Genomic DNA, 20571 nt, shown 5'->3' with positions numbered 1-20571 from the left:
TTAAGTCCTCTCCGTTTTGCTCAGCCACATTTCGTCCATGCCGCCACCGCGAATATGCATCGGGTAGACGTGCTCGCTGCCATCAACGTTGACATCCACAAACACCAGGCGATTTTTCGCTAACTGTTCCAACGCCTGCGCCAGTTTTGACTCCAGCTCGTCGGGGCGGGAAATGGAGATACCCACATGACCGTAGGCTTCCGCCAGACGGACAAAGTCAGGCAGCGATTCCATATAAGATTGCGAATGGCGGCCGGAGTAAATCATGTCCTGCCACTGCTTCACCATACCCAAAACTCGATTATTGAGGTTTAGCACCAGCACCGGAATGCCGTATTGCAGCGCGGTCGACAGCTCCTGAATATTCATCTGGATACTGCCGTCCCCCGTCACGCATACCACCGTTTCATCGGGCAGAGCCAGTTTCACCCCGAGGGCTGCCGGCAGGCCAAAGCCCATCGTGCCGAGGCCGCCAGAGTTGATCCAGCGGCGCGGTTTATCAAACTGATAGTAGAGCGCAGCGAACATCTGATGTTGTCCGACATCGGAAGTCACGTAGGCGTCGCCTTGCGTCAGGCGGCAAATGGTCTCGATAACCGCCTGCGGTTTAATGTTGTCACTGGTACGATCGAACTCCAGGCAGTGACGGGAGCGCCACCGTTCGATGCTCTGCCACCAGTCGCGCAGCGCGTCAAAGTCCTGCCGGGTTTCATTCTGCGCCAGCAATTCCAGCATCTGTTGCAGAACCTGTCTGGCATCACCCACGATTGGCACATCGGCAGCGATGGTTTTTGAAATCGACGTTGGGTCAATGTCGATATGCAGCACGGTCGCGTTCGGGCAATACTTTGCCAGGTTATTGGTGGTACGGTCATCAAAGCGCACGCCAACGGCAAAGATAACGTCGGAGTGATGCATGGTCATATTGGCTTCATAGGTGCCGTGCATGCCCAGCATACCCACGCACTGGCGGTGAGTGCTGGGAAAGGCCCCCAGCCCCATCAGCGATGTGGTAACCGGCACGTTCAGCGCTTCGGCCAGCTGGCGCAGCTCGTCATGACAGGCGGCATTAATCACCCCGCCGCCGGCATAAATCACCGGGTTTTTCGCCGCCAGCAAGGTGTGTAATGCGCGCTTAATTTGGCCTTTATGCCCCTGTGTCGTCGGGTTGTATGAGCGCATACTGACCTCATCAGGCCAGACGTACGGCAGCTTATTCGCCGGGTTCATCATATCTTTTGGCAGATCGACCACGACCGGCCCCGGACGGCCGCTGGCAGCCAGCCAGAACGCCTTCTTCATCACGGTCGGGATATCTTCTACCCGCTTAACCATAAAGCTGTGTTTAACCACCGGGCGGGAGATCCCCACCATATCGCACTCCTGGAAGGCATCGTAACCAATCAGGGAGGACATCACCTGGCCGGACAGCACCACCATAGGAATCGAATCCATATACGCCGTGGCGATACCGGTAATGGCATTGGTTGCACCAGGGCCGGAGGTGACCAGCACCACGCCGACATCACCGGTGGCACGGGCATAGCCATCGGCCATATGCACCGCGCCCTGCTCGTGGCGCACCAGGATATGATCCACGCCGCCAACGGTTTGCAGAGCGTCATAAATATCAAGGACCGCTCCGCCGGGGTAGCCGAATACATGTTTTACGCCCTGATCGATTAACGATCGGACCACCATCTCGGCTCCTGACAACATCTCCATTTTTGCCTCCAGGCTTTAAGGTGCTGATTTATCTGTCGCTGAGAGCACAGCTTTGCCAGACAAGGTCAAAACCTGTTTTATGCTGAGATTTTGGAAATCATTTCCGAAATCTGGGTACGGGGCTAAGCCCCAGTGTAGAGGTTATGGCAAATACCATAACCGTAGAAAAGTTGACAGGCAAACGGCAAACCCCGGTGCGGGTGCGGAAAACGTGTATTAAGGCTCTGCCTCATCCCCCAGCCAGCGGCAATTACACTAAGAATAAAGCGTTATAAAAGCGAAATGTACTGCTACAGCGTTATTTTTCAGCGCGATCGTGTTGTTATAAAAACCACATCACGGTCAGAGAACGGTTAGCCGTTCTAACCAGCGTTAATTTCTAGTTTTATATGCTAACTTTCAGAGTAAAGATGGAATATTTATCCAGAATGTTCAGCGCTGACAGCAGGTGAAAGCGATGTGCCAAAAAAAAATAAACCAAGCTAAATCATAATCATAAAGAAAAACAGCGCGCTAAATATGGCGATAATGACCGCCGTGATTGACCTGCATGGCCATCATTTTTCGCTATTCTGCTGCTGCCTGGTCCGTCGCCAGAATAATTTCCTTATGGCTTTCTGCGCAGCACATTCATTGTACGGGCATTTCAGTTGACAGCCCCGACCGTTATCGGGTATCAATATTGCCACTTTGAATTAATGAGGTCTGAACCAATGATTCGTTTCAACCGCCTACTCGGCCTACTACTCAACGCATTCTCAATGCGCGGTAGGCTTGTGGGCGGAATCAATCACTGATTCAGACTTGCAAAACTAAGAAACCCGCGCCGATGCGCGGGTTTTTTTATGCTCGCGAAAACCGGCGACATACTGACGACAAGGAATCACCCAATGAGCGAACAAGTCATTATTTTCGATACCACTCTGCGCGATGGCGAGCAGGCATTACAGGCCAGCCTGAGTGTGAAAGAAAAACTGCAGATTGCCCTGGCGCTGGAGCGTATGGGGGTTGATGTCATGGAGGTCGGTTTCCCGGTCTCTTCCCCCGGGGATTTTGAATCGGTACAAACCATTGCCCGCCAGATCAAGAGCAGCCGGGTGTGTGGCCTGGCGCGCTGTGTGGAAAAAGACATCGACGCCGCTTATGAAGCGCTGCGCGTGGCGGATGCTTATCGCATTCACACCTTCCTGGCGACCTCGCCTATGCATATCGCCACCAAACTGCGCAGCACCCTGCCGGAAGTGATTGAACGCGCCGTGAAGATGATCAAGCGCGCACGTAATTATACCGATGACATAGAGTTCTCCTGCGAAGACGGCGGTCGCACGCCGATTGACGACCTGTGCCGCGTGGTGGAAGCCGCGATTGATGCCGGTGCCACCACCATCAATATCCCGGATACCGTGGGTTATACCTTACCTTACGAATACGCCAATATTTTCAGCGCTCTGCGCGCACGCGTGCCCAATATCGATAAAGCGATTCTGTCAGTGCATACCCACGATGACCTGGGCATGGCCGTGGGTAACGCCCTGGCCGCAGTGAATGCCGGTGCGCGTCAGATAGAAGGGGCGATGAACGGACTGGGTGAACGTGCCGGAAACTGCGCGCTGGAAGAGACCATTATGGCGATCAAAACCCGTGGTCAGCTGATGAACGTGCACACCCGCATCAATCATCAGGAAATTTACCGCACCTGTCAGACCGTCAGCAAAATTTGCAATATGCCGATCCCGGCACATAAAGCGATTATCGGATCTAACGCTTTCGCTCACTCCTCCGGTATTCACCAAGATGGCGTGCTGAAAAACCGCGAAAACTACGAAATTCTGACGCCGGAATCAATCGGCCTGAAACAGGTGCAGCTAAACCTGACTTCGCGTTCCGGTCGCGCCGCCGTGAAACACCGCATGGAAGAGATGGGCTACGGCGAAACCGAATACAACATGGACAAGTTGTACGACGCGTTCAAGGCGCTGGCCGATAAAAAAGGTCAGGTGTTTGATTATGACCTGGAGGCGCTGGCCTTTATCAATCAGCAATCGGAAGAGCCGGAATACTTCAGGCTGGATACGTTCAACGTGCAGTCAGGCTCCAGCGTGATTGCCACCGCCACCGTGCAGCTGCGCTGCGGCGATGAACAGAAAACCGAAGCCGCTACCGGAAACGGCCCGGTTGATGCGGTTTATCAGGCGATTAACCGTATGGCGGAATTCAACGCCGAACTGATCGGTTATCAACTGACCGCCAAAGGTCACGGTAAAGACGCGCTGGGCCAGGTCGATATTGTGGTGCAGTACAACGGACGCAAATTCCACGGCGTCGGTCTGGCGACCGATATCGTCGAATCCTCCGCCAAAGCGATGGTCAACGCGCTGAACACTATCTGGCGCGCACGTCAGGTTGAGCAGGAATTGCAGCGCAAGTCCCAGGTAAAAGATCAGAAGGAAACCGTATAACATGTCTCGCATTTACCATATCGCAGTGTTACCCGGTGACGGCATCGGACCGGAAGTGATGGCCCAGGCCAGCAAGGTGCTTGACGCTATCCGCCAGCGTTTCGATCTGCGGATCACCACCAGCGAATACGACGTCGGCGGTATTGCTATCGATCGCCACGGCGTACCGCTGCCGGACAGCACGGTGAAAGGCTGTGAGCAGGCTGACGCCATCCTGTTTGGCTCGGTCGGTGGGCCAAAATGGGAACACCTGCCCCCGGCAGAACAGCCGGAGCGCGGTGCGCTGCTGCCGCTGCGTAAGCATTTCAAACTGTTCAGCAATCTGCGCCCCGCCAGCCTGTACCAGGGACTGGAAAATTTTTGCCCGCTGCGCCGTGATATCGCCGACCGTGGCTTTGATATTCTGGTGGTGCGCGAGCTGACCGGCGGCATCTACTTCGGCCAGCCGAAAGGCCGTGAAGGCAGCGGCATGCATGAACGTGCCTTTGATACCGAGGTTTATCACCGTTTTGAAATCGAGCGCATTGCGCGTATCGCCTTTGAATCGGCGCGCAAACGCCGCCACAAAGTGACCTCGATTGATAAAGCCAACGTGCTGCAATCCTCCATTCTGTGGCGCGAAATCGTCGGCGAAGTGGCGCGGGACTACCCGGACGTTGAGCTGAACCATATGTATATCGACAACGCCACCATGCAGCTGATCAAAGCGCCGTCACAATTTGATGTCATGCTGTGTTCTAACCTGTTCGGGGATATTCTGTCGGACGAATGCGCGATGATCACCGGTTCAATGGGCATGCTGCCTTCAGCCAGCCTCAACGAGCAGGGTTTTGGCCTGTTCGAACCGGCAGGCGGCTCCGCGCCGGATATCGCCGGCAAAAACATCGCCAACCCGGTGGCGCAAATTCTGTCACTGGCGCTGCTGCTGCGCTACAGCCTGAACGCGGCCGATGCCGCCGATGCCATTGAGCAGGCCATTAGCCGGGCGCTGGAAGAGGGCTATCGTACCGGTGACCTGGCCGGTAACGGCAAGGCTATCGGCACCGATGAAATGGGCAGCGTGATTGCCCGATTTATTCGCGAAGCATAATACGATGAAAACACTGTACGAGAAGCTGTTTGATGTCCATGTCGTGCACGAAGCCAACGGCGAAACGCCGCTGATCTATATCGACCGCCACCTGGTGCATGAGGTGACCTCAGCCCAGGCCTTTGACGGCCTGCGCGCCCATAATCGCCCGCTGCGTCAACCGTCGAAAACCTTTGCCACTATGGATCACAACGTCTCTACCCAGTCGCGCGATATTAACGCCAGCGGCGAAATGGCACGTATCCAGATGTCGATGCTGATGAAAAACTGTGAGGCCTTCGGCGTACAGCTGTTTGACCTCAGTCATCAGTTCCAGGGAATTGTGCATGTGATGGGCCCGGAGCAGGGACTGTCGCTGCCCGGCATGACCATCGTCTGCGGTGATTCGCACACCTCAACTCATGGCGCGCTCGGCGCGCTGGCGTTTGGTATCGGCACCTCGGAAGTGGAACATGTTCTGGCTACCCAGACGCTGAAGCAGTCACGCGCCAAAACCATGAAAATTGAAGTACGAGGTCACACGGCGGCGGGGATCACCGCGAAAGATATCGCGCTGGCGATTATCGGCAAAACCGGCAGCGGCGGCGGTAACGGTCACGTTGTCGAGTTCTGCGGGGCGGCGGTGGAAGCGCTAAGCATGGAAGGCCGCATGACGCTGTGCAATATGGCGATCGAGCTGGGTGCTAAAGCGGGGTTAATCGCCCCGGATGACACCACGTTCCGCTACGTGAAAGGCCGTCGCTATGCCCCGAAAGAAGCCGAATGGCAGCAGGCGGTCGAATACTGGCGCACCCTGCACACCGATGAGGGCGCGCACTTTGACAAGGTGGTGATTATCGATGCGCCCGACATTGCGCCACAGGTGACCTGGGGCACCAATCCGGGACAGGTGATCGCCGTCAGCGACCCAATCCCCGATCCGGCCTCCTTCAGCGACCCGGTGGAGCGCGCCTCGGCGGAAAAAGCGCTGGCCTATATGGATCTCAAGCCCGGCATTCGTCTGACCGAGGTTTCTGTTGATAAGGTGTTTATCGGTTCCTGCACCAACTCGCGCATTGAAGATCTGCGTGCGGCGGCGGCCATCGTTAAAGGGCATAAAATTGCCCAGGGCGTACAGGGTTACGTGGTGCCAGGCTCCGGCCCGGTGAAAGCACAGGCGGAAGCGGAAGGATTGGATCGCATTTTTATTGATGCCGGGTTTGAATGGCGTCTGCCGGGCTGTTCAATGTGCCTGGCGATGAATAACGACCGCCTGCAGCCGGGCGAGCGCTGCGCCTCAACCAGTAACCGTAACTTTGAAGGCCGCCAGGGGCGCGGCGGACGAACTCATCTGGTCAGCCCGGCGATGGCGGCGGCGGCGGCGATAGCCGGTCACTTTGCCGATATCCGCGACCTGACGTAAGGAACCTTTATGGCAAAAAAATTGACTCAACATAGCGGCATCGTGCTGCCGTTGGATGCCGCAAACGTCGATACCGATGCGATTATCCCGAAGCAGTTTTTGCAGATGGTGACGCGCACCGGTTTTGGCCGCAACCTGTTCTACGACTGGCGTTATCTGGATGCCGAAGGGCAGATTGCCAACCCGGATTTCGTGCTGAATAAACCCGAGTTCAGCGGAGCCAGCATCATGCTGACGCGCGAAAACTTCGGCTGCGGTTCATCACGCGAACACGCCCCGTGGGCGCTGACCGACTACGGCATTCAGGCCATTGTCGGATCGGGCTTTGCGGATATCTTTGCCAATAACGCGTTCAATAATCAGCTGCTGCTGGTGACGTTAAGCGAACAGCAGGTCGATGAACTGTTTCAGTTAGTGGCAGCACAGCCGGGAATACGCTTTACCGTCGATCTGGAAAATCAGCAGGTACAGGCAGGCGATCACCTTTACCCGTTCGCCATCGACCCTTTTCGCCGTCACTGCCTGCTCAATGGCCTGGATGCGATTGGCCTGACCCTACAGCATGATGCCGATATCAGCGCTTATGAGCGGCAGCAACCGTCATTTCTGCGCTAATCCCCCCGGTACGCGCAGATTGCCGCGCGCCCCGGGGGCTTTGGCTGGCGGTCAGGCAAGCGGCACCGATTTCACCGTCCGTGCCTCTCTGACCTGCCAGGATAGGGCGAAGGAAATCAGCGCCAGTAGCGATGCCAGCCAGTACACCGCATGGTGGCCGAAGGTTTCCGCCATCACACCCTGCAGCACCCCGGCCAGAATCACCCCGGTGGAAATACTGTTAGTAAACAGCGTGGTGGCCGAACCGGGCCGGCCCGGCATCAGATCCTGGAACCAGATCATACCAATCCCGGCAATAATGCCGATAAACAGCGCATTAAGCAGCTGTAGCAGCATTAATTCAGTGCGGCCATGAAACAACACCAGCCCGAGATAAAACAGCACCCCGCAGCCCACGGCCAGCAGCATCATCGGCCGCTTACCGAAGCGTTTCACATAATGCCCGGCCAGCAGCATCACCGGAATTTCCAGCCCGGCAGCGGTGCCCATCAGCAGGCCCGCCAGTTTATCCGGCAGACCGAGTACGATGCTGATATACAAAGGCATATCAATCACATACATGGTATTGCAGGTCCACATAAACACCGATGCAATAAACAGCATGCGCACATCGCGATGCTTCCAGCCGCTGATATCGCTGAGAGGCTCCGCTGCGGTGTTTTCCGCACGCGGCACCGACGGCAGCGTGAACCAGATCAGCGCCACGCAGACGAAAAACAGCAGGGCAGCCACCAGGAACATGGCGGTAAAACCGTAGTTAAGCGCAATGGCAAACGACAGCGGCGGGCCGATAACCCATGCCAAAGACAGCTGCGCACGCATTACCGAGCTGAACATCACCGCTTCACGCGCCGAGCTGTCGGCATATTCACGCGCCAGCGCGAAAATCTGCGGCATCGCTACGCTGGCAATCGACGATAACAGCACGCCGGCAATAACCAGCGTCAGATAGTGGCGGTTAAAGGCAAACAGCACGGCGTTGGCAATGGCCATCACGCAGCAGAACAGGATCAGCATGCGCCGGTCGCCCTGATTATCCGAGCGCTTTGCCAACAGCAGGCTGACGATAATCCCCGCTACCGCATTCACCGTATAAAACAGCCCGACCCAGAATGGCCGTACGCCAACCTCACGGCTGAGGAACAGGCTCAGGGTGGGTGACTGCAATGCGCCAGCGATACCGACCATAAAAGAAACCGCCATAAAAGCGAGGTAGACCGGATGAATACGACGACGACGGCTCCAAAGCGCTTTCATGACTGATGCCTCAACTGATCGGAGTGCTAAACCCATAGCTTATAAGAAAAACCACGAAAAAAGCCAGCGGCCTGTCTGCCCGCTGGCGGGTGAAATGCACCATACTCAGAAATACCCTATCAAGCCAAAGCTTTTGGGTAAGATGCCAGAACGCCATTCAGATGATGAATGCCTCCCGCTCTTTCATCTGTTGCCATTATCGCCGTAATATGGGGTAAGAAAAACAGACAGCTTTTAACACGGAGTTCCCCTTTTATGCCGTCGAAGCGTTTGCAGCAGCAGTTTATCCGGCTCTGGCAGTGCTGCGAGGGCCAGCCACAGGAAACCACGCTCAGCGATCTGGCGGTGCAGCTCAGCTGTTCACGCCGCCATATGCGTAATCTGCTCAATGCCATGCAGCAGCAGGGATGGCTGGAGTGGCAGGCCGAGGCCGGGCGCGGCAAACGTTCCGCGCTGACTTTCCGCTACACCGGGCCGACGTTACAGCAGCAGCGCGCACAGGAACTGCTGGATCATGACGAAATCGACCAGCTGGTGCAGCTGGTGGGGGACAGAGGGCGCGTACGCCAGATGCTGCTTTCCCATCTGGGCCGCAGCTTCCGCCAGGGCAAGCACATTCTGCGCGTGCTGTATTACCGCCCGCTGCTCAATTTACTGCCCGGCACGCCGCTCAGGCGCTCGGAAACCCATCTGGCGCGGCAGATCTTCAACGGCCTGGCGCGGATAAATGAGGAAAACGGGGAAGTCGAGCCGGATATCGCCCATCACTGGCAGCAGATTAGCCCGCTACACTGGCGCTTCTTTATTCGTCCGGCCATCCACTTTCACCACGGACGCGAGCTGGATATGAATGATGTGATCACCACGCTGCAACGGCTAATGCCCCAGCCGCTGTTCAGCCACTTTTCACGCATCGAATGCCCTGGCCCGTGGACGCTGGATATTCACCTGCATCATCCTGACGGCTGGCTGCCGTGGCTGCTGGCCAGCGTTAATGCCATGATCCTGCCTGAAGAATGGCCTTCTCTGCGCAATTTCGCCCGCCAGCCGGTGGGGACCGGAGCCTACGTGGTGGAGCTTAACCAGCACAGCCAGCTGCGTATTGCCGCCTTTGATGATTATTTCGGCTACCGGGCGCTGATCGACGAGGTCAACATCTGGGTGCTACCGGAGTTCAGCGACGAACTGGTCTATTCCGGCGTCAAACTACAAAGCGAAAGCAGCGATGAAAAATCAGAGGAGAGCCGTCTGGAAGAGGGCTGCTATTTTCTGCTGTTCGATCAGCGTTCAGAGCATGGGCGCAACGAACAGCTGCGGCGCTGGATCTGCACCATTTTTAACCCTATTGCCCTGCTCAATCACAGCGGGATTGCCTACCAGCGTTACTGGTTCCCGGCTTATGGCCTGCTGCCGCGCTGGCACCATCGTCGCTATATGAAGACGGCGGAAAAACCCAGTGCTCTGACCTCACTGACCATCACCTGGTACAGCGACCATATTGAACACCGGGGCATCGCTAACGCGCTTGGCCCGATCCTCGCCGCACACGGCGTTGAGCTGATAATCCAGGAGATCGACTATGAAAGCTGGCATCGCGGCGATGCGCCGAGCGATCTCTGGCTCGGTAGCGCCAACTTCACGCTGCCGCTGGAGTTTTCCCTGTTCTCCATGCTGTATGAAATGCCGCTGATCCACCACTGTGTACCTATCGACTGGCCGGAGACGGCGCGCCAGTGGCGCGAGCAGCAGCTGACGCTGGCCGACTGGAGCAAACAGCTGATCAACAGCCATTATCTGCACCCGCTGTTCCATCACTGGCTGCTGCTGCACGGCCAGCGCAGTATGCGCGGCGTACGCATGAATACTCTGGGCTGGTTTGATTTTAAATCCGCCTGGCTTGCCCCACCTGACGAAGAGGCTTTCGTCACAACAGCGAAACCTCTAGAATAAACCGTTCTCAACGGGGTGCGGAAAACCCTGATGTTGATGCCGGATCAATGGCGCGCAGCAGGTCAAAACGCTGCGAGCAGCCATTCAGGCGGTGAAGGACAGCGCGCAGCAACCGCAGCATACAAACAAGTATGTGAGGATTGCGAGCACTGCCCGACGCCGGATCAATGGCGCGCAGCACGTTAAAACGCCGCGAGCAGCCATNCAGGCGGTGAAGGACAGCGCGCAGCAACCGCAGCATACAAACAAGTATGTGAGGATTGCGAGCACTGCCCGACGCCGGATCAATGGCGCGCAGCAAGTTTTCCGCTGAGAAAAACCCGTCGAACCTGATCCGGATAATACCGGCGTAGGGATTTGAGAGTATCACTCACTCAGATCCTTTGCGCATTTTCCATTTAAGGAACGCAAAGTGTTAAAAAGACTGTTACCCCTGCTGGCGCTGTTCTCCCTGCCTTGCCTCGCAGCAAAAGAGACGTTGACCATTTATACCTATGATTCCTTCGCGGCAGACTGGGGCCCCGGCCCGGCGGTCAAAAAAGCGTTTGAAGCCCAGTGCAACTGCGAAGTGAAATTTGTCGCGCTGGAAGACGGCGTTTCGCTGCTTAACCGACTGCGCATGGAAGGCAAAAACAGCAAGGCCGATGTGGTTCTGGGGCTGGATAATAACCTGCTCGACGCCGCCGAAAAGACCGGGCTGTTTGCCGCGTCGAACGTCGATACGGCTGCCAGTACCGTGCCCGGCGGCTGGCACAACAGCACCTTTGTTCCCTATGACTACGGCTGGTTCGCCTTTGTCTATGACAAAACCACACTGCCAAACCCGCCGAAAAGCCTGAAGGAACTGGTGGAAAGCGATCGCCCGCTCAAAGTGATCTACGAAGATCCGCGTACCAGCACGCCGGGGCTGGGACTGCTGCTGTGGATGCAGAAGGTGTTCGGCGCTAACAGCCCGCAGGCCTGGCAGCAGCTGAGCAAAAAAACCGTCACCGTCACCAAAGGGTGGAGCGAAGCCTACGGCCTGTTCCTGAAAGGTGAAAGCGATATGGTGCTGAGCTACAGCTCTTCCCCGGCTTATCACCTGATTGAAGAGAAGAAGGATCGCTACGCGGCGGCTGATTTTAGCGAAGGGCACTACTTACAGGTAGAAGTCGCCGGACAGCTGAAGGCCAGCAAACAGCCGCAGCTGGCGCAGCAGTTTATGCAGTTCGTGCTGAGCCAACCGTTCCAGCAGCATATGGCCACCGGCAACTGGATGTACCCGGCGATAAAAACCCCTCTGCCTGACGGTTTCGCTACCCTGACGGTGCCAAAGACCACGCTACAGTACAGCCCGCAGGACGTGGCGTGCCAACGCACCCGGTGGATCGGCGAATGGCAACGCGCCGTCAGCCGCTAATCCCCGCCTGGCTGCTGCCCGGTAGCCTGGCCGCCCTGCTGCTGATCGGCGTGGCCGTGCTGGCGTTTTTTGCCCTGTGGCAAAACGCGCCCGCCACCGACTGGCGCGGCATCTGGCAGGACAGCTACCTGTGGCATGTGCTGCGCTTCTCCCTGTGGCAGGCGCTGCTGTCGGCCACGCTGTCGGTGCTGCCGGCCATCCCGCTGGCTCGCGCCCTGTACCGCCGGCGCTTTCCCGGCCGCAGTCTCCTGCTGCGCCTGTTTGCCATGACCCTGGTGCTGCCGGTGCTGGTGGCGGTGTTTGGCATTCTGAGCGTCTATGGGCGCAGCGGCTGGCTGGCACAGCTCTGCGCCCTGTCCGGCATCAACTACGGCTTCACCCCGTATGGCCTGCAGGGCATCCTGCTGGCGCACGTCTTTTTCAACCTGCCGCTGGCCGCCCGCCTGCTGCTGCAGGCGCTACAGCAGATCCCCGCAGAACAGCGCCAGCTCGCCGCACAGCTGGGATTAAGCGGCTGGTGGCATTTTCGCTTTGTCGAATGGCCGTGGCTGCGGCGGCAGATCCTGCCCGCTGCCGCACTGATCTTTATGCTGTGCTTTGCCAGCTTTGCCACCGTGCTGTCGCTCGGCGGCGGGCCGCAGGCCACCACCATTGAACTGGCGATTTTCCAGGCGCTGAGCTTTGACTACGATCCGGGGCGTGCTGCCCTGCTGGCGCTGTTACAGATGCTGTGCTGCCTGGCGCTGGTGTTACTGAGCCAGCGCCTGAGTAAAGCCATCCCGGCGGGCAGCAACAGCCTCGGCGAGTGGCGCAATCCCCAGGACAGCGGGATGGCACGCGTGCTGGATGCCATGATTATTGCCGCCGCCCTGCTGCTGATCCTGCCGCCGCTGCTGGCGGTGGTGGCCGATGGCCTTAACCGCAGCCTGAGCGGCGTATTACAGCAACCCGCGCTGTGGCTGGCGATGCTGACATCGCTGCGCATTGCCATTGCGGCGGGCGTCCTGTGCGTGCTGCTGACGATGATGCTGCTGTGGAGCAGCCGCGAACTGCGGCTGAATCAGCGCCCGCGCTGGGGGCAGGCGCTGGAGCTGAGCGGCATGCTGATCCTTGCCATGCCGGGTATCGTGCTGGCGACCGGCTTTTTCCTGCTGCTGAATCAGACGGTCGGGCTGCCCGAATCCGCAGGCAGCATTGTCGCCTTTACCAATGCGCTGATGGCCATCCCCTATGCGATGAAGGTGCTGGAAAACCCGCTGCGCGATATCGCCGAACGTTACAACCGCCTCTGTCTGTCACTGGATATTCGCGGCTGGAACCGCCTGCGGCTGATTGAGCTGCGCGCGTTGCAGCGCCCGCTGGCCCAGGCGCTGGCCTTTGCCTGCGTGCTGTCGATGGGGGATTTTGGTGCCGTGGCGCTGTTCGGTAACGAGGACTTCCGCACGTTGCCCTTCTACCTCTATCAGCAGATTGGCTCTTATCGCAGCAGCGACGGCGCGGTCACCGCTCTGCTGCTGTTGCTGTTATGTCTGCTGCTCTTCACCCTGATTGAAAAACTGCCGGGACGCCATGTTAAGCCTGACTAATCTCACCTATCTATATCATCATCTGCCGATGCGCTTTACCTTCAGCGCCCAGGCCGGTGAGCGGCTGGCGATCCTCGGGCCGAGCGGCGCGGGCAAAAGCACGCTGCTCAGCCTGATTGCCGGATTTCTGGCGGCGAAGAGCGGCGATCTGCGGCTTAACGGCGGCGATCATCGCACCACTTCCCCGGCGCAGCGTCCGGTTTCCATGCTGTTCCAGGAAAACAACCTGTTTCCCCATCTGACGGTGGCGCAAAATATTGGTCTGGGACTGCATCCGGGACTGAAGCTTAACCATCAGCAGAAGCATCAGTTGCAGGATATCGCACAGCGCGTCGGACTGACGGATCACCTGTCGCGCCTGCCGCACCAGCTTTCCGGCGGCCAGCGCCAGCGTGCCGCCCTCGCCCGCTGCCTGGTGCGTCAACGGCCGATCCTGCTGCTGGATGAACCCTTTTCCGCCCTCGACCCGGCGCTACGCCAGGAGATGCTGAAGCTGGTAGATGAAGTTTGTGCCGAACGAAATATTACCCTGCTGATGGTGTCGCACAGCATTGAGGATGCGGCGCAGATCGCCCCGCGCAGCCTGCTGATTGTCGACGGTCGGGTTTACTGGGATGGCAGCACCACACGCCTGCAGTGCGGTGCGGTGCCGGAAGCGGCGGTGCTGGGGATCGCGTTAAAAGAACACTTGCCATAGCAGGTGGCGGAATAGCGGCATCATCGGATGGAACTGGATGGCGGTAAAACTTGCCACGGCCAACAGCAGCATCAGCGGTGCCAGCCAGCGCAGCCGCGTACCGGGCAGGTAAGGCGTCGCCCAGTCATCCTGCTTACCGGCACGCAGCCAGCGCCAGCCGAGCCAGAAGCCAAGCCACACCAGCACTGCCACCCCCAGCAACAGCCATTTAAACATGCCGCTGCTGGCATCTTTCGGCACGTCAATCGCCACCCCGGCGAGAATGCCGGGCAACAGGTAGAGCGGCGGCCACAGAATACAGCCGACAATATTAGGCGGAATAAACTTGCGCACCGGCAGTTCCAGCATCCCCGCCACCAGCGGGATCAGCGGCCGCGTCGGGCCAACAAAGCGACCAACGATGATGGTAAACATGCTGTGCTGGTGCAGCGCATGCTCGGTCTTATCCATCAGCTTATGGTGTTTTTTAATAAACGACCAGCGGTGTAGCGGCCCTTTAAACTGCCAGCCAATCAGATAAGAGGTCCAGTCCCCCAGCAGACAGCCGATGGTTCCCACCGCCCAGGCAGGATAAAGCCCCATCTGCCCGCTGCCAATCAGTGCGCCGAACGAGGCCATCATCACCGTACCCGGCAGCAGCAGCCCGACCAGCGCCAGGGATTCAAAGAAGGTCACCAGTCCGACAGCGAACAGCGACCATACCAGCGATTGGGTAATTAAATGTTGCAGCCAGGCTTCCATATTGTTCCAAACTGATAAGCAGAGCTGTGGATTGTCCAGAGGACGCCGGAAAGCGTCAAGCGCTGATTTTATCCGGCAAGGCAGCGGCGGCGCGATCGGCAGCTGCACGCCAACAACACTGTATAAATAAACATGCTATTATAAACAATTAACCGCCCGAGGAGGCCGAGTGAACGACGCACGCGCAGGATTCTTGTTAACCCGCCACTGGCGCGATACCCCCGCCGGCAGTGAAGTGGTGCTGTGGCTGGCAACCGACAGCGGCCCGCAACAGGTGGTATTGCCGCCGCAGGAATCCGTGGCGTTTATCCCGGCCTGCCAGCAGGAAGAGGCCGGCAGGCTGCTGGCGGGGGATCGCCACTGGCGCTTTGCCGCACTGGCGCTAAAAGATTTTCATCAGCGCCCGGTGGTTGGCCTCTATTGTAAGCAGCATCGCCAGCTACAACAGCTGGAAAAGCGGCTGCGCGAAAACGGCATCACGCTGTACGAGGCCGACGTGCGCCCGCCCGAGCGCTTTCTGATGGAGCGCTTTATCACCGCTGCGGTGTGGTTTAGCGGCCAGCCCGCCGGGGATCGTCTGGTCAATGCCCGGCTCAAGCCGCATCCTGACTATCGCCCGCCGCTGAAATGGGTATCGCTGGATATTGAAACCACTCGCCACGGTGAGCTGTACTGCATCGGCCTGGAGGGCTGTGCCCAGCGTGACGTCTATATGCTCGGGCCGGAAAATGGCGATGCCAGCCAGATCAACTTTCACCTTGAGTATGTGGACAGCCGCCCGCAGCTGCTGGAAAAGCTGAATGCGTGGTTTGCCCGTCATGACCCCGACGTGCTGATAGGCTGGAACCTGGTGCAGTTTGATCTGCGCGTATTGCAAAAACATGCTGACCGCTACGGCATCCCGCTACGGCTGGGGCGCGGCCACAACGCCACGCTGGAGTGGCGTGAGCACGGCTTTAAGCCCGGCGTGTTCTTCGCCCAGGCCAGCGGCCGCCTGATTATCGACGGCATTGAAGCGCTGAAATCCGCCTTCTGGAATTTCGACTCCTTCAGTCTGGAAGCGGTATCGCGCCAGCTGCTGGGCGAAGGCAAAGCGATCAATAATCCGTGGCAACGTATGGAGGAGATCGACCAGCGTTTTGCTGAAAATAAACCGGCGCTGGCCCACTACAATCTGAAAGACTGTGAGCTGGTCACGCGTATTTTCCAGCATACCGAACTGATGCCTTTCCTGCTGGAGCGCGCCTCGGTTAACGGGCTGGCGGTGGATCGTCACGGCGGTTCGGTGGCGGCGTTTGGGCATCTCTATCTGCCGCGTCTGCACCGCGCCGGGTTTGTCGCCCCCAATCTTGGCGACGTTGCGCCCCAGGCCAGCCCCGGCGGTTACGTGATGGACTCGCGCCCCGGCCTGTATGACTCGGTGCTGGTGCTGGACTACAAAAGCCTGTATCCGTCGATTATCCGCACCTTCCTGATCGATCCGGTCGGCCTGGTGGAGGGGATGGCGCACCCGCAAGAGGTGGATTCCGTCAGCGGCTACCTCGGCGCACGTTTCTCACGAACCATCCACTGCCTGCCTGAGATTGTCAGTCACATCTGGCAGGGGCGTGAAGCCGCCAAAAAACAGGGTAATAAACCGCTGTCACAGGCGCTAAAAATCATCATGAATGCCTTCTACGGCGTGCTGGGAACCAGCGCCTGCCGCTTTTTCGACCCGCGCCTGGCTTCGTCAATCACCCTGCGCGGCCACGACATCATGCGACAGACGCGTGAACTGATTGAGGCAGAAGGCTACGACGTGATTTATGGTGATACCGATTCGACCTTTGTCTGGCTTAAGACCGCCCATGATGAAGCGGCGGCAGAACACATTGGCCAGCGGCTGGTGATGAAGGTCAATCAGTGGTGGCAGCAGCATCTGCAAAGCGAGTATGGCCTGGAGAGTGCGCTGGAGCTGGAGTACGAAACCCACTTCAGCCGCTTCCTGATGCCGACCATTCGCGGAGCCGAACAGGGCAGTAAGAAACGCTATGCCGGATTAATTCGTCGCGACGGCAACCAGCGCATGGTGTTTAAAGGGCTGGAAACGGTGCGTACCGACTGGACGCCGCTGGCGCAAAAATTTCAGCAGGAGCTGTACCTGAAAATCTTCACCGGGCAACCCTACCAGGATTATATCCGGGAAACCGTGCGTCAGCTGCTGGATGGCGAGCTGGACGAACAGCTGGTTTACCGTAAACGTCTGCGCCGCCCGCTGGACGACTATCAGCGCAATGTGCCGCCGCATGTGCGTGCCGCCCGTATTGCCGATGAGCAGAACCAGAAGCTGGGGCGACCGCTGCAATATCAAAAAGGCGGCCATATACGCTACGTGATCGCCACCTCAGGCCCGGAACCGCTGGAGGCGCGTATCACTCCGCTGGACTACGATCATTACCTGACGCGCCAGCTGCAGCCGGTGGCTGACGGGATCCTGCCGTTTATGCAGGATGACTTCGCTACCCTGGTGACCGGGCAGTTAGGCTTGTTTTGACAGGTGACGAACGGGCAGCCTTCCAGTACCATATGAGGCTGCCTGTGTATTTACACCCTCATATCTGAAGCTGCTGCCATGTTGATATCTTTGCTGTCATTCATTGCCAGGCCAGTTGCCTGGCAGCAGTGCTGTTGCCTGAAACACTAGACGAGAATCGAGCCGAATATTTATGCCTTTTACACTTGGTCAACGCTGGATAAGCGATACGGAAAGCGAACTGGGACTGGGAACCGTGGTTGCCGTCGATACGCGCATGGTCACCCTGCTGTTCCCTGCTACGGGCGAAAACCGTCTCTATGCCAGAAATGATTCTCCCATCACTCGCGTCGTGTTTAATCCCGGCGATACCATCACCAGCCATGAAGGCTGGCAGCTGGAGGTTGACGAGGTCACCACCACCACCGGGGTGGTCAGTTATATCGGTACCCGGCTGGACACTAGCGAAACGGGCGTGGTGCTGCGTGAAGTGATGCTGGACAGCAAGCTGGTGTTCGGCAAACCTCAGGATCGCCTGTTTGCCGGGCAGCTGGACCGCATGGATCGCTTCGCCCTGCGTTTTCGCGCGCGTAAATACCAGAGCGAGCAGTATCGCCTGGCCACCAGCGGCCTGCGCGGTATGCGTACCAGCCTGATCCCTCACCAGCTGCACATCGCCCACGATGTCGGCCGCCGCCATGCGCCGCGCGTGCTGCTGGCGGATGAAGTGGGCTTAGGTAAAACCATTGAAGCCGGGATGATCATTCATCAGCAGCTGCTGGCCGGCCGCGCCGAGCGCGTGCTGATCGTGGTGCCGGAAACGCTGCAGCACCAGTGGCTGGTCGAAATGCTGCGCCGCTTTAATCTGCGTTTTGCGCTGTTTGACGACGACCGTTACGCACAGGCACAGCTCGACAGCGACAACCCGTTTGATACCGAGCAGATGATAATCTGTTCGCTGGACTTTGTGCGCCGCAACAAACAGCGCCTGGAAAAGCTGGCCGATGCCGAGTGGGATTTGATGGTGGTGGATGAAGCGCATCACCTCGTCTGGTCCGAAGACGCGCCGAGCCGCGAATACCAGGTTATCGAACAGTTGGCCGAACAGATCCCCGGCATCCTGCTGCTGACTGCCACCCCAGAACAGCTGGGGATGGAGAGCCATTTCGCGCGTCTGCGTCTGCTGGATCCTAACCGTTTCCACGATTTTGCCCAGTTTGTTGAAGAACAAAAGCACTTCAGACCGATTGCCGATGCGGTGACGATGCTGCTGGCCGACCAGAAAATAGGCAACGATGAGCTGAACCTGCTTAACGACCTGATGGGTGAACAGGATATAGAGCCGCTGCTGCAAACCGCTAATAGCGACCGCGAAGGTAAGCTGGCAGCGCGTCAGGAGCTGATCGGCATGCTAATGGACCGTCACGGTACCAGCCGCGTGCTGTTCCGTAACACCCGTAACGGCGTGAAGGGCTTCCCGAAACGCGAACTGCATCAGATCCGTCTGCCGCTGCCGACGCAGTACCAGACGGCCATTAAAGTGTCCGGCATTATGAGCGCCCGTAAAACCGCCGACGAGCGCGCACAGGATATGCTCTACCCGGAGCAGATTTATCAGGAGTTTGAGGGCGACAGCGGCACCTGGTGGAACTTCGACCCGCGCGTCGAATGGCTGATGGGCTATCTGACCAGCAACCGTGACAAAAAGGTACTGGTGATCTGCGCCAAAGCCGCCACCGCCCTGCAGCTGGAGCAGGTACTGCGCGAGCGCGAAGGCATTCGTGCCGCCGTGTTCCATGAAGGGCTGTCGATCATTGAGCGCGATCGTGCTGCAGCATGGTTCGCTTCGGAGGAGGATGGCGCTCAGGTTCTGCTGTGCTCGGAGATCGGTTCTGAAGGGCGTAACTTCCAGTTCGCCAGCCAGATGGTGATGTTCGACCTGCCGTTTAACCCCGACCTGCTGGAACAGCGTATTGGCCGTCTGGACCGTATCGGTCAGGCGCACGATATTCAGATCCACGTTCCTTACCTGGAAAAAACCGCGCAGGCGGTGCTGGTGCAGTGGTATCACGAGGGGCTGGATGCCTTCGAACACACCTGCCCGACCGGGCGGGCGGTCTACGACAGCGTTTATGCTCAGCTTATCGCATACCTCGCCGCGCCGGAAAACAGCGAAGGCCTGGAGGCGTTTATCCGGCAGTGCCGCAAGCAGCACGATGCGTTAAAGGCGCAGCTGGAGCAGGGGCGTGACCGCCTGCTGGAGCTTAACTCCAACGGCGGCGAGAAAGGCCAGGCGCTGGCGGATATGATTGCCGAACAGGATAATCATATTGAACTGGTGAACTTTGCGCTCAACCTGTTCGATATCGTCGGCATTAATCAGGAAGATCGCAGTGATAACCTGATCGTCCTGACGCCGGGCGACCATATGCTGGTACCGGACTTCCCCGGGCTACCGGAAGACGGCTGTACCATTACCTTCGACCGCAACCAGGCGCTGTCACGCGAAGATGCCCAGTATGTGAGCTGGGAGCACCCGATCATCCGCAACGGGCTGGATCTGATCCTTTCCGGTGATACCGGCAGCTGTGCGATTTCCCTGCTGAAAAACAAAGCGCTGCCGGTCGGCACCCTGCTGGTGGAGTTGATTTACGTGGTGGAAGCCCAGGCACCGAAGCATCTGCAACTCACCCGTTTCCTGCCGCCAACGCCAATCCGCATGCTGATTGACCGCAAAGGCACCAACCTTGCCGCCAAAGTCGAGTTTGAGAGCTTCAACCGCCAGCTTAACGCGGTGAACCGCCATACCGGCAGCAAGCTGGTGAATGCGGTGCAGTCGGACGTGCATGAAATCATCACCCTGTCGGAAGATCAGGCGGCCGAAGAGGCGCGTAAAGTGATCGACGCCGCCCGCCAGGAAGCCGACGAGAAGCTGAGCGCCGAACTGTCACGCCTGCAGGCGCTGAGCGCGGTGAATCCGAACATCCGTCAGGATGAGATCGACGCGCTGGAAAGCAATCGGCAACAGGTGTTGAGCAATCTCGATGAAGCGGGCTGGCGTCTTGACGCGCTGCGCCTGATCGTCGTTACGCACCAATAAACCAAACGGGGCCAGCATTCGCTGGCCCTGATGAGGAT

At 58.1% G+C, this 20571-nt stretch carries 14 protein-coding genes and 1 riboswitch; of the genes, 11 read left to right on the top strand and 3 right to left on the bottom strand.

Annotated features, from left to right (window positions below; translation table 11 throughout):
- Entirely contained in the window at positions 1-1725 is a 1725-nt protein-coding gene (gene ilvI, locus EPYR_RS03780; RefSeq protein WP_012667086.1) for an acetolactate synthase 3 large subunit, read from the bottom strand.
- Positions 1726-2423: 698 nt separating this feature from the next.
- Between ilvI and leuL the strand changes: the two genes are divergently transcribed.
- The 5 genes from leuL to leuD all read left to right on the top strand — a co-directional run bounded on the left by leuL (position 2424) and on the right by leuD (position 7291).
- On the top strand, positions 2424-2522 hold the full coding sequence (leuL, locus tag EPYR_RS21505) for a leu operon leader peptide (protein ID WP_366206270.1): 99 nt from the start codon (positions 2424-2426) through the stop codon (positions 2520-2522).
- Positions 2523-2615: 93 nt separating this feature from the next.
- Positions 2616-4184, top strand: a complete 1569-nt coding sequence (gene leuA / locus EPYR_RS03775) for a 2-isopropylmalate synthase (RefSeq protein WP_012667085.1) — start codon at positions 2616-2618, stop codon at positions 4182-4184.
- Between the two features lies 1 nt (position 4185).
- Positions 4186-5274 carry a 3-isopropylmalate dehydrogenase gene (gene leuB / locus EPYR_RS03770; RefSeq protein ID WP_012667084.1) on the top strand — a complete coding sequence of 363 codons (1089 nt, stop codon included), beginning with the start codon at positions 4186-4188 and terminating at the stop codon, positions 5272-5274.
- Between the two features lie 4 nt (positions 5275-5278).
- Positions 5279-6676: a 3-isopropylmalate dehydratase large subunit gene (gene leuC, locus EPYR_RS03765; RefSeq protein ID WP_012667083.1), complete on the top strand. Its 1398-nt coding sequence runs from the start codon at positions 5279-5281 to the stop codon at positions 6674-6676.
- A gap of 9 nt (positions 6677-6685) precedes the next feature.
- On the top strand, positions 6686-7291 hold the full coding sequence (gene leuD, locus EPYR_RS03760) for a 3-isopropylmalate dehydratase small subunit (RefSeq protein WP_012667082.1): 606 nt from the start codon (positions 6686-6688) through the stop codon (positions 7289-7291).
- A 51-nt stretch (positions 7292-7342) separates the two neighbouring features.
- On the opposite strand, the gene EPYR_RS03755 is transcribed toward leuD, so the two are convergent.
- The gene (locus EPYR_RS03755) at positions 7343-8548 is read right to left on the bottom strand and encodes a sugar efflux transporter (RefSeq protein WP_012667081.1); all 1206 of its coding nucleotides are present in this window, start codon (positions 8546-8548) and stop codon (positions 7343-7345) included.
- 255 nt (positions 8549-8803) lie between these two features.
- On the opposite strand from EPYR_RS03755, the gene sgrR reads away from it, so the two are divergent.
- The 4 genes from sgrR to thiQ all read left to right on the top strand — a co-directional run bounded on the left by sgrR (position 8804) and on the right by thiQ (position 14180).
- Positions 8804-10498: an HTH-type transcriptional regulator SgrR gene (gene sgrR / locus EPYR_RS03750; protein WP_012667080.1), complete on the top strand. Its 1695-nt coding sequence runs from the start codon at positions 8804-8806 to the stop codon at positions 10496-10498.
- Between the two features lie 278 nt (positions 10499-10776).
- Positions 10777-10872: riboswitch (TPP riboswitch) on the top strand.
- A gap of 38 nt (positions 10873-10910) precedes the next feature.
- On the top strand, positions 10911-11897 hold the full coding sequence (thiB, locus tag EPYR_RS03740; protein WP_012667078.1) for a thiamine ABC transporter substrate binding subunit: 987 nt from the start codon (positions 10911-10913) through the stop codon (positions 11895-11897).
- Entirely contained in the window at positions 11873-13483 is a 1611-nt protein-coding gene (gene thiP / locus EPYR_RS03735; RefSeq protein WP_014538597.1) for a thiamine/thiamine pyrophosphate ABC transporter permease ThiP, read from the top strand. Before thiB ends, thiP begins: the two co-directional genes overlap by 25 nt.
- Positions 13467-14180, top strand: a complete 714-nt coding sequence (gene thiQ / locus EPYR_RS03730; RefSeq protein WP_014538596.1) for a thiamine ABC transporter ATP-binding protein ThiQ — start codon at positions 13467-13469, stop codon at positions 14178-14180. Before thiP ends, thiQ begins: the two co-directional genes overlap by 17 nt.
- Here the strand turns inward: thiQ and EPYR_RS03725 are convergent.
- A complete protein-coding gene (locus tag EPYR_RS03725) occupies positions 14160-14921 on the bottom strand; it encodes a DedA family protein (RefSeq protein ID WP_012667075.1) in 762 nt (253 codons plus the stop codon). The two genes, thiQ and EPYR_RS03725, sit on opposite strands and share 21 nt — an antisense overlap.
- A 169-nt stretch (positions 14922-15090) precedes the next feature.
- On the opposite strand from EPYR_RS03725, the gene polB reads away from it, so the two are divergent.
- On the top strand, positions 15091-17454 hold the full coding sequence (gene polB / locus EPYR_RS03720) for a DNA polymerase II (protein ID WP_012667074.1): 2364 nt from the start codon (positions 15091-15093) through the stop codon (positions 17452-17454).
- 172 nt (positions 17455-17626) lie between these two features.
- Complete coding sequence (gene rapA, locus EPYR_RS03715) at positions 17627-20533, top strand: RNA polymerase-associated protein RapA (RefSeq protein ID WP_012667073.1); 2907 nt, start codon at positions 17627-17629, stop codon at positions 20531-20533.
- Positions 20534-20571: the final 38 nt, after the last annotated feature.

The sequence above is a fragment of the Erwinia pyrifoliae DSM 12163 genome (assembly GCF_000026985.1).
Classification (GTDB): Bacteria; Pseudomonadota; Gammaproteobacteria; order Enterobacterales; family Enterobacteriaceae; genus Erwinia; species Erwinia pyrifoliae.
The sequence above is the reverse complement of the archived record's forward strand: the minus strand, read 5'-3'. Positions and strand labels throughout refer to the sequence as shown.

What these genes read in the sequence shown, in the direction of transcription:
- leuC (WP_012667083.1), top strand. Translation starts at nt 5,279, where the DNA reads ATGAAAACACTGTACGAGAAGCTGTTTGATGTCCATGTCGTGCACGAA.
- ilvI (WP_012667086.1), bottom strand. Translation starts at nt 1,725, where the DNA reads ATGGAGATGTTGTCAGGAGCCGAGATGGTGGTCCGATCGTTAATCGAT.
- leuD (WP_012667082.1), top strand. Translation starts at nt 6,686, where the DNA reads ATGGCAAAAAAATTGACTCAACATAGCGGCATCGTGCTGCCGTTGGAT.
- thiQ (WP_014538596.1), top strand. Translation starts at nt 13,467, where the DNA reads ATGTTAAGCCTGACTAATCTCACCTATCTATATCATCATCTGCCGATG.
- thiP (WP_014538597.1), top strand. Translation starts at nt 11,873, where the DNA reads ATGGCAACGCGCCGTCAGCCGCTAATCCCCGCCTGGCTGCTGCCCGGT.
- leuL (WP_366206270.1), top strand. Translation starts at nt 2,424, where the DNA reads ATGAGGTCTGAACCAATGATTCGTTTCAACCGCCTACTCGGCCTACTA.
- rapA (WP_012667073.1), top strand. Translation starts at nt 17,627, where the DNA reads ATGCCTTTTACACTTGGTCAACGCTGGATAAGCGATACGGAAAGCGAA.
- sgrR (WP_012667080.1), top strand. Translation starts at nt 8,804, where the DNA reads ATGCCGTCGAAGCGTTTGCAGCAGCAGTTTATCCGGCTCTGGCAGTGC.
- EPYR_RS03755 (WP_012667081.1), bottom strand. Translation starts at nt 8,548, where the DNA reads ATGAAAGCGCTTTGGAGCCGTCGTCGTCGTATTCATCCGGTCTACCTC.
- EPYR_RS03725 (WP_012667075.1), bottom strand. Translation starts at nt 14,921, where the DNA reads ATGGAAGCCTGGCTGCAACATTTAATTACCCAATCGCTGGTATGGTCG.
- leuB (WP_012667084.1), top strand. Translation starts at nt 4,186, where the DNA reads ATGTCTCGCATTTACCATATCGCAGTGTTACCCGGTGACGGCATCGGA.
- leuA (WP_012667085.1), top strand. Translation starts at nt 2,616, where the DNA reads ATGAGCGAACAAGTCATTATTTTCGATACCACTCTGCGCGATGGCGAG.